The sequence below is a fragment of the Streptomyces sp. NBC_01306 genome (assembly GCF_026340465.1).
Taxonomy (GTDB): domain Bacteria; phylum Actinomycetota; class Actinomycetes; order Streptomycetales; family Streptomycetaceae; genus Streptomyces.
The window spans coordinates 6716490-6731577 of record NZ_JAPEPC010000001.1 but is presented as its reverse complement, the minus strand read 5'-3'; the positions used below and the strand labels follow the sequence as shown (position 1 = coordinate 6731577).

General features: G+C 70.8%; 11 protein-coding genes. 5 read left to right on the top strand and 6 right to left on the bottom strand.

Features of this window, described 5'->3' with window-relative positions; all coding sequences use genetic code 11:
• The first annotated feature begins 21 nt into the window (after positions 1–21).
• The 5 genes from OG385_RS29770 to pcaB all read left to right on the top strand — a co-directional run bounded on the left by OG385_RS29770 (position 22) and on the right by pcaB (position 6998).
• Positions 22–564 carry an SRPBCC family protein gene (locus OG385_RS29770; protein WP_266859339.1) on the top strand — a complete coding sequence of 181 codons (543 nt, stop codon included), beginning with the start codon at positions 22–24 and terminating at the stop codon, positions 562–564.
• Positions 565–657: 93 nt separating this feature from the next.
• Positions 658–2232, top strand: a complete 1575-nt coding sequence (locus tag OG385_RS29765) for a class I adenylate-forming enzyme family protein (protein ID WP_266859337.1) — start codon at positions 658–660, stop codon at positions 2230–2232.
• 23 nt (positions 2233–2255) lie between these two features.
• Positions 2256–3515: an FAD-dependent monooxygenase gene (locus tag OG385_RS29760; protein WP_266859335.1), complete on the top strand. Its 1260-nt coding sequence runs from the start codon at positions 2256–2258 to the stop codon at positions 3513–3515.
• Between the two features lie 58 nt (positions 3516–3573).
• A complete protein-coding gene (locus tag OG385_RS29755) occupies positions 3574–5574 on the top strand; it encodes an FAD/NAD(P)-binding domain-containing protein (RefSeq protein WP_266859333.1) in 2001 nt (666 codons plus the stop codon).
• A complete protein-coding gene (gene pcaB / locus OG385_RS29750) occupies positions 5571–6998 on the top strand; it encodes a 3-carboxy-cis,cis-muconate cycloisomerase (RefSeq protein ID WP_266859331.1) in 1428 nt (475 codons plus the stop codon). Before OG385_RS29755 ends, pcaB begins: the two co-directional genes overlap by 4 nt.
• 194 nt (positions 6999–7192) lie before the next feature.
• On the opposite strand, the gene OG385_RS29745 is transcribed toward pcaB, so the two are convergent.
• The 6 genes from OG385_RS29745 to OG385_RS29720 form a co-directional block, all read right to left on the bottom strand.
• The gene (locus tag OG385_RS29745) at positions 7193–8392 is read right to left on the bottom strand and encodes an MFS transporter (protein ID WP_266859329.1); all 1200 of its coding nucleotides are present in this window, start codon (positions 8390–8392) and stop codon (positions 7193–7195) included.
• Positions 8393–8572: 180 nt separating this feature from the next.
• Positions 8573–9052 carry an Rrf2 family transcriptional regulator gene (locus OG385_RS29740; protein WP_266861261.1) on the bottom strand — a complete coding sequence of 160 codons (480 nt, stop codon included), beginning with the start codon at positions 9050–9052 and terminating at the stop codon, positions 8573–8575.
• A gap of 74 nt (positions 9053–9126) precedes the next feature.
• Positions 9127–10725 carry an FAD-dependent monooxygenase gene (locus tag OG385_RS29735; protein ID WP_266859328.1) on the bottom strand — a complete coding sequence of 533 codons (1599 nt, stop codon included), beginning with the start codon at positions 10723–10725 and terminating at the stop codon, positions 9127–9129.
• Complete coding sequence (locus OG385_RS29730; protein WP_266859326.1) at positions 10722–12296, bottom strand: class I adenylate-forming enzyme family protein; 1575 nt, start codon at positions 12294–12296, stop codon at positions 10722–10724. Before OG385_RS29730 ends, OG385_RS29735 begins: the two co-directional genes overlap by 4 nt.
• A 205-nt stretch (positions 12297–12501) precedes the next feature.
• Positions 12502–14439: an anthranilate synthase family protein gene (locus OG385_RS29725; RefSeq protein ID WP_323183875.1), complete on the bottom strand. Its 1938-nt coding sequence runs from the start codon at positions 14437–14439 to the stop codon at positions 12502–12504.
• A complete protein-coding gene (locus tag OG385_RS29720) occupies positions 14436–15059 on the bottom strand; it encodes an isochorismatase family protein (RefSeq protein WP_266859324.1) in 624 nt (207 codons plus the stop codon). Before OG385_RS29720 ends, OG385_RS29725 begins: the two co-directional genes overlap by 4 nt.
• Between the last annotated feature and the right edge of the window lie 29 nt (positions 15060–15088).

The window sequence follows — 15088 nt, the reverse complement described above, 5'->3', positions numbered from 1 at the left end:
GGCATCTGCAAGCTTCCGGGCATGGACCCAAACATCAGTGAAGAATCGCCGCTCTTCGAACTCGGCGCCCGCACAACCGTTTCCGCAGCACCGGAGGATGTGTACGCAATCGTCAGCGATCTTCCGCGCAGTGGCGAATGGAGCCCCGAATGCCTGGGAGGCGAATGGGTTTCCGGTGAACCGGCCACGGTCGGAGCTGTTTTCCGCGGAGAGAATCTGCGCGACGAGAGCGTTGTCTCCTGGGCGCCGGTCGTCCGGGGAAAGTGGATCACTCAGTCCGAGGTCGTCGCCGCCGATCCCGGTGTGACGTTCCGCTGGGCCATGCGCGACACCTCCGGGAACAGGCAGCAGAGCATCTGGGGTTTCGACATCGAGCCTGTGGAGGGGGGTTGCACCCTCACCCACCATTTCCGTATGGACCGGGCGACCGAGGGAATCCGCGGCATTGTCGCGGACATGGACGAGCAGGAGAAGCGGCGGTTCTTCACCGAATGGGGCGCCAAGGTGAAGGGGGATCTGGCGGCCACCCTCGACCGCGTCAAGGCCGTTGTCGACAGGGGCTGAGCAGTACGCCCCCACTCCCTGAACTCTCCGGCCGAAGCAGTGACCAGCATGCGGCGACCGGATTCTCACGTCCACCAACGAGAGCTTGGCGGCATGCTTCTACAACGCATAGGAAATCGCGGATTCCGGCTGGGGACGCTTTTCGAGCGGGCAGCGGCCCGGCATCCGGCGAATATCCTGATTCTCGACCACCAGCTCGGCATCGCGCCTTCCGCAGGGCTGCGGATGACCGTCGCCGAAGTAGCGGACATCGTCGATGACTTCGCCTCCCGGCTGTGGGCCGCCCGAGTACGCCCCGGTCAGAAAGTGGTCGTCCACAAGTCCGACGGGTTCGACATCATCCTTCTCGCCTGTGCGGTGGCGCGCATCGGTGCCGTACCCGTGCTGCTGTCCCCGGCGCTGGACGGCACGACGGTCGCGGAACTGGTCCGGCGGGTGGGCAGGCCCTTCCTGGTGACCGATCCGGACAAGCTCGCGAAGGAGCTGCCGGACACGGTCTTCGAGCTGGCGGAGCGGGTACTGCTCACCACCGGGGACCACGAACGCGCCCTCTCCCTGACCTCGCCGGCGGGAGCCGGTCGCGTCACCCCGGTGACTCTGCCTCCTGAGCGCCCGGCACTCATCACCCACACATCGGGGACCACCGGTACACCGAAACTCGCCGTCCATACGGGCCACAGCCTCCAGGCCAGGTACCGGCCCCAGTTGCTGGCCGTCGCCCCCATCCTGGTCAGGCGCGAGACCATCGCCCTGCATGTGTCGTTCGTGCATTCCCGGCTCTTCACCGCGCTCGCCATCTCGCTGATGCGCGGATTCCCGATCGCCGTCCTCGCCGACTCCGATGTGCGGCGGGTGGGCGATCTCTTCGCCCGTATCCGCCCCGGCGTCCTGGAGGCCCACCCCAACTCCTTCATGGAGTGGGAGGAGTTGGCCGACGACCCCCGTGAGCCACTGTCGAACGTCAAACTCTTCAGCAGCACCTTCGACGCCATTCACCCCCGGACGGTTCACCGGCTGCTCCGGGCGACACGGCGCAGGGCCCCGGTCTTCGGCCAGCTCTACGGGCAGAGCGAGGTGGGTCCGGCCGTGGTGCGCGCGTTCACCCGGCGGCGGCACCCGGAGGCGGACGGCCGCTGCGTCGGAATGCCGTTCCCCGGTATGACGGAGGCCCGTGTCGTCAGCCGCGACGGCAGGGCGCCGTCGGAGTCCAATCCCGGATATATCGAGGTACGCAGCCACGGCCGCATCGCGACCTATCTCGGCGAGCACGACCGCTACGAACAGCAGGTGTCCGAAGGCGGTTGGTGGCGGATGGGCGACGTCGGATACCGCACGAAGTGGGGGTGCGTCCATCTCCTCGACCGGGAGGTGGATCTGATCGAGGGGTTCGGCAGCACGCTGGCCGCCGAGGACACCCTGCTCGGCAGGCTGACGGAGCTGAACGAGGTCGTCATCGTGCGCGGCGCGGACGGCACTGCGGTGCCCGTCGTCTGCACCAAGGACGACAAACCGCTGGACGCGGCGGCGTGGGAAGCCGCGGCCGCGGACCTGCCGCCCATGGCCGCGCCCGTGCACCAGCGTCTGGGCGATCTGCCGCAGACGGCCACCACCAAGATCAAGAGACTTGAGCTCGCGCGGCTCCTCGCAGCGGAGGGCCGGCGCCCGTGAGGGAGCACGGAGGGAGCAGGACGATGAAGACAGTCGTGGTCGGCGGCGGCATCGGCGGACTGGCCGCCGCCCTCGCCGTCGCCGGGCAGGGACATCAGGTGCTGGTCCTCGAACGGGCCGATCGCTTCGCCGAGATCGGCGCCGGTATCCAGCTGGCGCCGAACGGCCTGCACGCCCTCGACCGCCTCGGTCTGGGGGACGCCGTCCGGGAAACCGCCGTACGGATGGAAGCTCTGCGGTTCATGGACGGGGTCACCGGTGAGCATGTGACGAGCATGCCGCTCACCGGCGAGTACCGGCGCCGCTTCGGCAATCCGTACGTCGTGGTGCACCGGGCCGAGCTGCACGGCCTGCTGCTGGACGCCTGCCGCCGCCACGACGGGGTCGAACTGCGCAGCGGCAGCGGCGTCGTGGGTTATGAACAGGACGCGGCGAGCGCGACGGTCGTCCTCGACGACGGGCAGCGGATCAGCGGCGACGGCCTGATCGGCGCCGACGGCATTCACTCGGCGCTGCGCGGGCAGCTGGTGGGCGACGGGCCGCCGGTCGTCTCCGGACTCACGGTCTACCGGGCCGTCATCGAGATGACCCGGGTGCCCGAGGAGCTCCGCTCCCCCACCGTGACCTGGTGGGCCGGCCCCGGCTGTCACTTCGTGCACTATCCCATCGCCGGCGGGAAGTACCTCAACCTCGCCGCCAGCCGTGACGACGGCGCCACGGAGGCGTTCGCCGCTGTTTCCGTGACACGGGAGCGCGTCCGCCGCGAGTTCACGGACCTGGGTGAAGTTCCGCACCGGCTGCTCGAACTGGGCGAGGACTGGCGGTCCTGGGTGCTCGTGGACCGCGAACCGGTGCGCGACTGGACGGACGGGCGGGTGGCCCTGCTGGGCGACGCCGCACATCCGATGCTGCACTACGCGGCCCAGGGCGCCTGCCAGGCGCTGGAGGACGCCGTGCTGCTCGGCGGGATGCTCGGTGCTCGCGCCGACGAACTTCCCGCGCGGTTCGAGAAGTACAACGCCGAACGGCGCGACCGGACCGCGCAGATCCAGCTGCTCGCCCGCCGCAGCACGCAGTTGTGGCATCCGGCGGGGCAGGCGGCCCGTGACAGGAACGCGCTGCTGTCCTCGCTTTCGGCGGCCGAGCTGCACGACCAGGTGGCCTGGATGCACGGCGCCCGGTCCTTCGATTCCGCGGACGCACTGCCCGTACCCGGCCCGGATACACTGCCCGTCCCTGGCCAGGACCCGGCCGTACGCGCCCCCCACCGGGCGGAAACATGACCGCCCCGCGGTCCACCCCAGTGATCGTTGTCAGCCATCCGAGAGCGGAGTGCCCGTCATGAGCAGCGGCCGTATCGAAGTCTGCGTCGTCGGCGCCGGCCCCCGCGGTCTGTCCGTGCTGGAGCGGCTGTGTGCCAACGAACGGCGCTCCCCCTCGCACCCGTCGGTGACCGTGCACGTCATCGACCCGGCCACTCCGGGCGCCGGCGCCGTATGGCGTACCGAACAGTCCCGCCACCTCCTGATGAACACCGTGGCCTCACAGATCACTGTCTACACGGACGAGAGTTCACAGATCGACGGGCCGGTCGAGCCGGGACCGAGCCTCTACGACTGGGCCCAGGAGCTGGTCGGGACACCGGCCGGCGGAAGCGGCGGGGACGGACCGGAAGCCGTCGACGCGGCGACCCTCGCCGAGGCCCGGGGGCTGGGCCCCGACTCCTATCCGACCCGCGCCTTCTACGGCAGTTACCTGGCCGACCGGTTCCGTCACATGGTCGCCCACGCGCCGGCCCATGTGACGGTCCGGGTGCACCGGTCGCGTGCGGTCGCCATGGCCGACACCCACGGCGTACCCGGCGGGCCGCAGGGCGTCCGGCTCGAAGACGGTACGAGACTCGACCACCTGGACGCCATCGTTCTCGCGCTCGGCCATGTCGCGGCCCGCCTCACCCCGCAGGAGGAGCGGACGGCGAGTCTCGCCCGTATCCACCACCTCACGTACATCACCCCCGCCAACCCGGCGGACCTCGACCTCAGCGCGATCCAGCCGGGCAGCCCGGTGCTGCTCCGGGGGCTGGGACTCAACTTCTTCGACCACATGGCACTGTTCACCGTCGGGCGCGGGGGGACCTTCGACCGGGAGGGCGAGCGCCTGGTCTACCGGCCTTCGGGGAACGAACCGCAGCTGTACGCGAGTTCGCGTCGCGGTGTTCCGTACCAGGCCCGCGGGGAGAACGAGAAGGGCGCTTCCGGACGGTACTTCCCCCGGCTCCTGACCCCGGCGCTGATCGACGGACTGCGCAGCAGGCCTGCGGAGGCCGGCGGGGTCCGCTTCGCCACGGAGCTGTGGCCGCTCATCTCCCGGGAAGTGGAGAGCGTCTACTACGGCACCCTGCTGGCGGCCCGGGGGCGGGGCGCGGACCGTGAGCCCTTCACCGACCAGTATCTGGCGCTGCCGCCGGGACAGGACCCGGCGGCGCTGCTGGACGCCTGGCGTATCGGGACCGATGACCGCTGGAGCTGGGAACGGCTCACCAAGCCCTACGGGGACCGGGTCTTCACCGATCGCGACGCATTCCGGTCCTGGCTGCTGGACTACCTGGCCAGGGACGTGCGGCAGGCACGAGCGGGCAACCTCAGCGGCCCGCTCAAGGCCGCGCTCGACGTCCTGCGGGACCTGCGGAACGAAGTCCGGCTCGCGGTCGACCACGGGGGCCTGGACGGCGGCTCGCACCGGGACGACCTCGAAGGCTGGTACACACCCCTGAACGCCTACCTCTCCATCGGCCCGCCGGCCTCCCGTATCGAGGAGATGGGCGCGCTCATGGAAGCGGGCATCCTGGAGGTCACCGGACCGGGCACCCGTATTCGCATCGACACGGGCAACCCGGCATTCGTCGCCGACTCCACTGTCATACCCGGCCCTCCGGTGCGGGCGCAGACGCTGATAGAGGCCCGGCTGCCGGAGCCCGATCTGCGCCGTACGGCCGACCCGCTGCTGCGGCATCTGCTCAACACCGGCCAGTGCACCACGTACCGCATCCCGGGCGGCCAGGAGGGCGGTTACGAGACCGGGGGCCTCGCCGTGACCCCGCGGCCCTACCACGTCCTCGGGCCACAGGGCACCGCCCACCCGCGCCGGTTCGCCTACGGGGTTCCCACCGAGTCCGTGCACTGGGTGACCGCGGCCGGGATACGGCCCGGAGTGGACTCGGTGACGCTGGGCGACTCCGACGAGATCGCCCGCGCCGTGCTCGCCCTGCCCCCGGTCGCTCATGTCCCGGCCGGGGTACGCCCGTTCACCGCCGACTCCGACCTCGTGGGGGTGGTCGTATGACCGAGCAGCCCGATGTGCTGACCGACGCCGGGTTGCTGTCTCCCGTGCGGGCCGGCACCCCTGTCGAAGCGGCTGTCTGCGACCGCGCCTGGCTCCAGGCGATGCTGGACGCGGAAGCGGCTCTGGCCCGTGCGCAGGCCGGACTGGGGGCCCTGCCGTCCGCGGCCGCGGACGCCATCACCCGGGCGGCGCGGGCGGACCGTCTCGACCTGCGTGCGCTGGCCGTCGAGTCCCGGGAGACCGCCAACCCGGTCGTCGGGCTCGTGCGGGCGCTCAGCCGGGCGGTGGCCGCCGACGACCCGGCCGCCGCCGAGTACGTGCACCGCGGCTCCACCAGTCAGGACATCTTCGACACCGGTGCCATGCTGGTCGCCGGGCGGGCGCTGCGGATCGTACGGGCCGATCTCGCCCGGGTGGCCACGGCCCTGGGAGAGCTGGCCCGCCGGCACCGCGACACCGTGATGGCGGGCCGCACCCTGGCCCTGCACGCCGTGCCCACGACCTTCGGCCTGAAGGCGGCCGGCTGGCGGCAGCTCGTCCTGGAGGCGGACGCACGGCTCGGCCGGCTTCTCGACCACGGGCTGCCCGTCTCGCTGGGCGGGGCCGCGGGAACGCTCGCCGGATACCTGGAGTACGCCCGGATCGACGGCGATGGAACGGCCGGAACCGACGGGCAGCCCGACCCGGACGACTACCTCGACCGGCTGCTCGACGCGTTCGCGTCGGAGACGGGTCTCGCACGGCCCGTGCTGCCCTGGCATGTCCTGCGTACCCCGGTCGCCGACCTGGCGGCGGCCCTGGCCTTCACCACCGGGGCGCTGGCCAAGATGGCTGTCGACGTGCAGACGCTGTCCCGGACGGAGGTCGGCGAAGTCGCCGAGCCGACTGCCGCCGGGCGGGGAGGTTCATCGGCCATGCCCCACAAGCGCAACCCCGTTCTGGCCACCCTGGTGCGCAGTGCCGCGCTGCAGGTTCCCGTCCTGGCCGCGGGCCTGACCCAGTGCCTGGTCTCGGAGGACGAGCGGTCCGGCGGTGTCTGGCAGGCCGAGTGGCAGTTGCTGCGGGAATGCCTGCGGCTGGCCGGCGGAGCCGCCTGCACGGCGGCGGAACTGGCCGAGGGCCTTGAGGTGCGCCCTGAGCGGATGAGGGCGAATCTGGAACTCACCGGGGGCGGGATCGTCTCGGAGCGGATCGCGGCGGTGCTGGCGCCCCGGATCGGCAAGGCCACGGCTCAGCGGGTACTGAGTGAGGCGTCCACGGTCGCGGCGCGGACCGCCCGGCCGCTGCACGACGTGCTGGCCGGAGCCCCGGAACTGCACGGCCGGCTGAGCGCGGCCGAACTGGCCGAACTGTGCGATCCGGCGCGCTACACGGGCGCCGCGGCTGCGCTGGCGGACCGCGCACTGCGGCAGACGGTGACCTGAGAGACGGTCCGCCGGAGCCTTGCTGCGGCAGGACTGCCCGACCGCCCCCGCGCTGCTCCCAGGAACCGCGCGGGGGCGGTGTTGCGCTGTGGCAGGGCCGCGTTGTGCCGAGGACGGTCGGCGCAACGCGGCGGTTCATGGAGGGGTGCGGGTGCCGGACCGGGATCCCGCTCGGGCCCCGACGGCGCACACCCTCAGGCGAGTTGCGCCTTCCTGGACGCGCCCACCGCCACCGCGGTCAGGAGGACAAGTGCGCCTCCGAGCCACAGCACACCGGCCGTTGAGCCGTCCACGACGCGGCCGCCGATGAGTGCGCCGAGGGCGATCGACAGATTGAACATCATGACGAAGAGGGACGAGGCGGCCTCGTTCGCTTCCGGGGCGGCCTTGAGCATCCAGGTCTGCAGGCTCACCGAGACTCCTCCGTACCCGAGACCCCAGAGCACCAGGAGGAGAAGCCCTCCGACGTGTCCGGTGCCGAGGACGGGGATGAGGACCATGGCAGCCGTCAGTACGAGGGCGATGACGAACAGTGTCCCCCGGACATGCTTCGCGGCCCGGGAACCGGCCACGAAATTGCCGAGGATGCCCGCCACTCCGTAGATGAGCAGCAGTGAGCTGGTCATGTCGCCGTCGAAGCCGGAGATGTCCTGGAGGACCGGGCGGACGAATGTGTACGCGATGAAGTGACCGGTGATGAGCAGGAAAGTGGCCAGTACGCCGATCCGGATGGCCGTGTTGGCGCGGAGCAGCCGGGGCAGTGCGGCCATGGTGATCGTCCGGGTGGCCGGCAGCGGCGGGACCATCAGCACCAGGCAGACCAGAGCCGCCAGGCCGAGCAGCCCGACCGAGGCGAAAGCGGTGCGCCAGCCGCTCATGTCGCCGAGCAGGGTGCCGGTGGGCACACCGAGCACCGATGCGGTCGACACACCGCCGAAGATGATCGACATGGCCCGGGGGACATGCTTCTCGGGCACCAGCCGCAGGGCGAGGCCGCCCGCGATCGCCCAGAAGCCGCCGACGCTCACGCCGATGAAGAGGCGGGCGATGAGCAGGGTGGCGAAGTTCGGCGCCAGGGCGCCCGCCAGATTGGCCACACCGACCAGGCCGACCAGTACGGCCAGCACCCACCTGCGGTCCAGCCGGCCGGCGGCCACGGTGATCAGCGGCGCCGACACCGCGGCCACCAGACCGGGCACCGTCACCATCAGCCCGGCCGTGCCCTCGGACACCTTCAGCTCGGAACCGACCGGCGTGAGCAGGCCGACCGGCAGCAGTTCCGATGTCATCAGGGAGAAGATTCCCAGGGTGACGGCGGCGACCGCGAGCCACCCCTTTAACGGCGACCGGTCCGTACCGGTGGTGGTGGCCACCGGGGATTCGAGGTCCGTCACGGAGTGCCCCCGATCCCCTGCCGCAGTGGTTGCGGATCCGCCGTCCACCAGGGCAACACCTCGCAGACACAGATGCGTTCAGGCTGAGCACTCATGGTTGAACCCCTTGGTATCAGGATAAAAAATGTCCAGAATTGCTGTGCGGGTATTCCCCGCCGCTGCCCGGGGGCCGGCGGGGGTTCAGGCGCGGGAGTCGGCGAACCAGCGGCGCACGCGGCCGGGCACACCGGGGGCGGTACGCTCCGCCGTGGCCTTGATGTCCGCGAGGGTCTGGCCCGCGAGCTCCCGGCGCCAGGCGACCTCGGCCTTGCGCATGGCCCGCGAAACGGTGCAAGGACCGCCGTAGTTGTCCGGCATCCCCGCACCCGGCCCCTGCTGCCGGATCTCGGTACAGCGGAAGGCCTGGTCCGGCCCCTCGATCGCCGCCACCACATCCATCAGGGTGACGTCCTCGGGCCTGCGGGCCAGCCGGAACCCGCCCCGCGGGCCCGGAGCGGACGACACGATGCCCGCCCGGGCCAGCGCTTGAAGCTGCTTGTTGAGGTAGGCCGCCGGCAGGTCGTGGTACGCCGCGAGCCGGGCAGCCGTGATCGCCCGCTCGTCCCCGGCCCACGCCAGGTTGAGGCAACTGTGCAGCGCCCATTCGACGCCCTCATGCATCCTCATATCCTGGATATTAATTGTCGAGGATATGAGGACGCAACCCCAACGGCCCTACGTTCACGGGGAGATGATCAGGTGCGCGGCAGCAGCGCCGAACCCAGTTCGGCCTCCAGCCGGTTCAGGTCCCGCTCGTGGCCGTGCGCGGCAATGTGTCCGTCCGGGCGGACGAGGTAGTAGCCCGGCCGCCCACAGCCGCCGTACGGCGCGACATCCGCGCGCGCCAGCCGCACCACTCGCAGCGGCGGCCACCGGTCGACCAGGTGCCCGACCTCGGTCAGCCAGGCGGAACCGTCCCGGGGCGCGATCACGGCGACCGTCCAGGCCGACGGGTCCACGTCCGGGCCCGAGATACCGAGGGGCACCGCCCGCTCCCGGGGGAAGACGGCGCCGACCTTCAGACCGCCGGGCAGCCGGGTACGCGGCGGGCAGCCCGACCGGCGGGCCGGGTACTGGGTGGCGCGGGCCGGCGTATAAGCCAGGCGCCGGCCGGCCATCACCGGTGCGTAGAGCCGGGACACCGCGCCGGACCTGTCGAGCAGCCGGAAGGCGGCGTCGCGGGCCCGGATGCGCACCTGGCTGTCGACCATCCAGGCCCGGGTCTGCAGATCGGTGTCACGGACGATGCGGCGGGTCGCTTCGGAGCGTTCCGGGCCGTAGGTCCCCAGCAGCGAGCCCGGCGCCCGGCCCTGGATCACCGAAGCCAGTTTCCAGCCGAGGTTGTTGGCGTCCTGGAGCCCGTTGTTCATACCCTGTCCGCCCGCCGGGCTGTGCACATGTGCCGCGTCTCCCATGAGGAAGACACGTCCGCGCCGGAAGTCGGTGGCGTGCCGGGCATGGACCCGGAAGACCGTCTGCCACACCGGTTCCGTGATCCGCACCCCGCGTGGCCCCCGTTCGTCGAGAACGGCCTGCATCATGGGCACGCTCACCTCACGGCCGCCGGCCATGACGGACAGGAAGCGGAAGACACCGTCCGGCATCGGCACGATCACCAATGTCCCCGCCGGGGACTGGTAGTAGCTGATCTCGTCCGGCGGAAGGTGGCCCTCGATCCGGGTGTCGACCAGCGCGAAGGCCATCTCGTACGTGCTGCCGTCGAAGCCGACGCCGATCTGGCCGCGCACGGAGCTGCTCGCTCCGTCGGCGCCGATGACGAACGGCGCCCTGACGCGTTCCACTCCCCCGTCGGAATGTTCCAGTACGGCGGTGACACCGTCGGTGGCCTCGATGTCCCCGGAGTGGTCGACATCGTCCAGGGCCAGGAGCCGGACGCCGCGCTCGGGCTTGCCGCCGAGGCGCTCCAGCTGTCCGGTGAGCGCCTGTTCGGTCTCGTACTGCGGGAGGATCCGGGACGCCAGGTCCTCGGAGAAGCCGAAGGAGGCGAGCAGCCTGCGGTCGGAGAAGTAGCTGAACGCGTCGATCCGGTTGGATTTCCGCCGGATCTCCTCGTACAGCCCCACGTCCTCCAGGATGTCGAGCGCACGCGGCCACAGCGACAGGGCCTTCGGAGCGCGCACGGGCTCCGGCGCCCGGTCGATGACGCGCACCCGGACCCCGCGCCGCAGCAGCTCGCAGGCCGCCATCAGCCCGCTCGGTCCGGCGCCGACCACGAGTACGTCGAAGTCCGCCGCGGGGGGCCGGACGTCGCCCCCGGTCACTTGCCGTGTCACGATTCCGGGCCCTCCTGCGTCCGCAGCCACTGGGACAGTTCGATGCGCTTGATCTTCATGGTGGCCGTACGGGGCAGCTCGGTCAGCGGCATCTGGACCGGAGCTGCCATCGGCGCGAGATCGGCCACCGCGGACCGCCACCGCTCGGCTTGCAACGGCCGGTCGTCCTTGGTGCACACGACCGGGACGGGCTCCTGGTGCGGGCCCGCCACCACGACGAGTTCGGTCAGCTCCTCCAGCCGGCCGAGCAGGGTGTCCTCGACCTCCAGGGTGCTGTGGATGGTCGGGATGACGTCGACCTCACGGTCCAGCAGATGGAGGCAGCCGAACCTGGAGCGGTATCCGACATCACCGCCGCGCCACCAACTGCCGTGCACCTGCTGGTCGAAGCGCTCCCTCTCCCCGAAGTAGGTCAGGGCGCGGCCGCCGGTGCTCACCTCGATGTAGCCCGGGGTCTCCCGGGACGGCCGGGCGCCGTTGCGGCTCACCAGGCGGAAGTTCGTCACGCCCGGCATGGCGAACCCCAGGCACCGGCCGTCGGCCTTGTGCGCGTTCTTCCGGGTGTAGCCACGGCCCACCAGCGGGCCGCACTCGCTCTGGCCGTAGATCTGGAAGAACAGCGGCGAGCGGCGTTCCGACGCCCCCAGCAGCCGGTCCATGGTGCTCGGGTGGATCGCGTCGAACGTGCTGCTGAAGTAGCGGACGCTGGCGAGCGGTTTGCGCGGGTGGTCGACGAGTTCTTCCCACTCCATGAAGGAGTTCGGGTGGGTCTCGATGAACCCGGGCCGTGTCTCGGCGAAGAGCTCCGCGACTCCGGCGGGCGCCGATTCGTTCATGATGACCAGTGGCATGGCCCGTGGCAGCAGTACGGCGAGCGCCAGATACATCCGCGAATGCACGTACGACACGTGGATGGCCACGGTCTCGCGCCGGCGGACCAGGGAGGCGAGCCGTTCCTGCGGGCGGTACCGGCCGTGCAGGCTGCGCGCGGAGTGCACGACGAGCTTCGGCAGCCCTGTGGTGCCGGAGGTGTGCGTCATCAGCGCGGGCTGGTCGGGGTGGAGCATGACCGGCTGCTGCCGCGGCGACCCGGCAAGTCCGGCCAGGGTCACGGCGTCCGGCCGGGAGCCGGTGGTGACGATGACGCGGTCGGTGAGGTCGCCGATCGGGAAGGCGGACAGCGCCCCGTCCAGCTTCGTTCCGTCCGTGAGCAGATGCGGCCTGTCCAGCCGTTCGAGCAGTGCGGCGACGCTCTCCCCCTCCAGAGCCGGTGACAGCATGACCGGCACGGCGCCGATACGGGCCGCCGCGGTTGCCAGCACATAGATGTCGAACCCGGGGCTCAGGTGGACCGCGACGTGCTCGCTCGGCCGGACCCCGGCGGCCCACAGGCGGCCCGCCATGTCGTCCACGTGCTCGGCGAGTTCGGCGACGGTCAGGGTGCGCCGGACGCCGGGCAGGGTGACCATGTCGTGGTCGAGCGTGATCAGTGTGCCGCCATTCTTCGCGGCGGCCGACTCGGGCACCGATCCGAGATAGAGGCCGTTGTTGCTGGAAGGTATCCGGAACATCAGGATTTCCTCGGCTTCGACTGCGGCTGCACAGGTGGGTGGAGGTCTGGAGAAGATGACACCGCCGGCGCGGTCCTGAGTACAGAAACCGGTGCGGAGTCCGTCATCTGGGTGGGTACGGGTGGTGTGTTCGGCCCGGGCGGGGCCGGATCCACGGCCCCCATGAGCTCAGCAGTCATGGGCTCAGCGGTCATGCGCTCATCCCTCATGTGCTCAGCACCTCCGCGATGAGCCGTTCCAGGATGCGTACGCCGTCCTGGGTGAGCAGGGACTCGGGGTGGAACTGCATCGAGGCGAAGTGGCTGCCGCGCAGGCCGTACACCTCGCCCGTACGGGCGTCGCGGCTCACCTCCACGATCCCGGCCGCACCGCAGTCGACCTTGTCGTGGGAGGAGACCGCGGCGAAGGTGTTGTAGAAGCCGACCCGCTCCCGGAGACCGAAGAAGTCGATCTCGCGCTGCACACCCTGGTTCGGGGTGGCCCGGCGGGCCACCTCGAAGCCGGTCTCGCGGCTGAGGAGTTGATGGCTGAGGCAGACGGCGAGGAAGGGCCGCCGCTCGGCGAGCAGGGTCCGTATCGCTGCCCGCAGGTGTGCGATCTTGGGATGGCCGCTGTCGTGCGGGGAACCGGGGCCCGGCCCCATGATGACGAGGTCCCAGCCGTCGAAGCCGTACGGCTCGTCGAAGCGACGTACCGTCACGGAGAGCCCCACCGACCGGAGTTGGTGGGCGAGCATCGCGGTGAAGGTGTCCTCCGCATCGATGACGAGCACCTTGCGGTCGCTGCCGGACAGCGCGTCGCTCTGTCCGTCCGGGGCAGGTCCGCCGGCCCGGCCGGGCTGCCCGCCGGCGAGCCAGAAGCCGGCGATGGTGTCGTTGCGCTGTTCCAGCGCAGCCCTGACCTCGGGGTGCGACGCCAGCGTCGCCGGGGCGTCGGCCTGCAGCGCCGCGAGCAGTCCTGCGGCCTTGGCCCGGGTCTCCGCCACTTCGGAAGCGGGGTCGGAGTGGCGTACGAGCGTCGCGCCGACGCTGATGTTCAGCCGTCCGCCCCCGCCGATGTCGGCGGTACGGATGAGGATCGCGGAGTCGAGGGCGCGGGCACCGGCCCCGTCCTGTCCGATGAGCGCGACGACCCCGCTGTAGTAGCCGCGGCCCTGCGGCTCGTACGTGTGAATGACCCGGCAGGCGTTCTCCAGCGGGCTGCCGGTGACGGTGGGCGCGAACATCGTCTCGCGCAGGATCTCGCGCGGATCCCTGGTGCTGTGGCCCTCGATGACGTATTCGGTGTGCGCGAGGCGCGCCATCTCCTTGAGATAGGGCCCGGTCACCCGGCCGCCCTTCTCGCAGATCCGGGCCATCATCTTCAGTTCCTCGTCGACGACCATGTAGAGCTCGTCGGCCTCCTTGCGGTCGGCGAGGAACTCCATCACGCCGGGCAGGGTGGGCCCCGAAGGCGGGTAGCGGTAGGTGCCGCTGACGGGGTTCATCACGGCGGTTCCGTCGCGCAGGCTGACGTGACACTCCGGTGTGGCACCGACGAACGTACGCGTCCCGGTGTGCACGATGAACGTCCAGTACGCGCCCGACTCCCCCACCAGCAACCGCCGGAAGAGGGTGAGCGCGCTGCGCGGCGTGTAACCGGTGATATCGGCCACGAACGTGCGCTTGAGGACGAAGTTGGCCCCGGCGCCCTGGCCGATCTCGTCAGCGATCACCCGGCGGACGGTGTCGGCGTAGGTGTCGTCGTCGATGTCGAAGTGCCCGCCCGCCAGCTCGATGGGCGCGTCCGGGATCCGGGACAGCGCTTCGGTGACCGGAGTGGTCGTCTGGTCGACGACGGTCATGGCGATCAGCGGTGCGCCGTCGTCGGTGCAGACGAAGCCGCGCTCGGCGATCTGGCAGTAGGGGACGAGGACCAGCATCTCGTGCCGGGGAGCACCCGGCCGGCCGGCCGCGTCCGGCAGCGGGATCTCGGCGAGCGTGGCGGGTGTCGAGACCTCGCCGAGCAGGACGTCCAGCGTTCCCCGGCCGGACGCCTCGGGACGGTGGAGCAGCGCGAACGGCGGCGGCCGGTCACTGAGTACCTGTCCGAGCAGGTCGGGGCCGCCCGGGGGAAGGGGGGCGCACTCTCGGGTTCCGGTCACAGCAGGACTTCCTTGGTCGTGACCGCCATCGCACAGCGGCTCGCCGCGTACTCGACGGCCTGTCGGTGCTGGTCCGCGGAGAAGTCGGCGACGGCGTCCGCGACCAGGAATGCCTGGATGTCGTTGGTGAACGCGTCGACGGCGCTCATGAGCACTCCGACGTGTGCGTACACGCCACAGATGATCAGTTGGTCACGGCCGGCCTGGCGCATGTGTTTCAGCAGGTCGGAGCGGAAGAAGGCGCTGTAGCGCCACTTGGTGAACACCCAGTCTCCGGGGACCGGGGCCAGCGGCTCGACGACCTCCCGGTCGGCGGGGGCGGTACGCATGCCCGGTCCCCAGAAGTCCGCGAGCAGGCCGCGCTGTTGCTCGGTCATCCCGCCGGGCTGCGCCGTGTACGCCACGGGGACGCCGAGCGCCGCACAGCGGTCCCGTAACTCCGCCGCGTTGCGGACCAGTTCGTCACGCAGGGCGTCGGGCAGGGGCTTCAGGAAGTAGCGCTGCATGTCGTGAACGAGCAGTACGGCCCGCTCCGGGTCGGCGGTCCACCCTGCGACGTTGGCGGGGAGATCGGCCGACGTCGGCATCGGGTACGGCTCAATAAGGGGTATGCCGGGCAAGGTCCTTCTCCGCTGGTTGGGGTCAGTCG

Bases quoted from the DNA above. Each gene is read 5' to 3' on its own strand.
- OG385_RS29770 (WP_266859339.1), top strand. From the start codon at position 22: ATGGACCCAAACATCAGTGAAGAATCGCCGCTCTTCGAACTCGGCGCC.
- OG385_RS29765 (WP_266859337.1), top strand. From the start codon at position 658: ATGCTTCTACAACGCATAGGAAATCGCGGATTCCGGCTGGGGACGCTT.
- OG385_RS29760 (WP_266859335.1), top strand. From the start codon at position 2,256: ATGAAGACAGTCGTGGTCGGCGGCGGCATCGGCGGACTGGCCGCCGCC.
- OG385_RS29755 (WP_266859333.1), top strand. From the start codon at position 3,574: ATGAGCAGCGGCCGTATCGAAGTCTGCGTCGTCGGCGCCGGCCCCCGC.
- pcaB (WP_266859331.1), top strand. From the start codon at position 5,571: ATGACCGAGCAGCCCGATGTGCTGACCGACGCCGGGTTGCTGTCTCCC.
- OG385_RS29740 (WP_266861261.1), bottom strand. From the start codon at position 9,052: ATGCATGAGGGCGTCGAATGGGCGCTGCACAGTTGCCTCAACCTGGCG.
- OG385_RS29730 (WP_266859326.1), bottom strand. From the start codon at position 12,296: ATGTTCCGGATACCTTCCAGCAACAACGGCCTCTATCTCGGATCGGTG.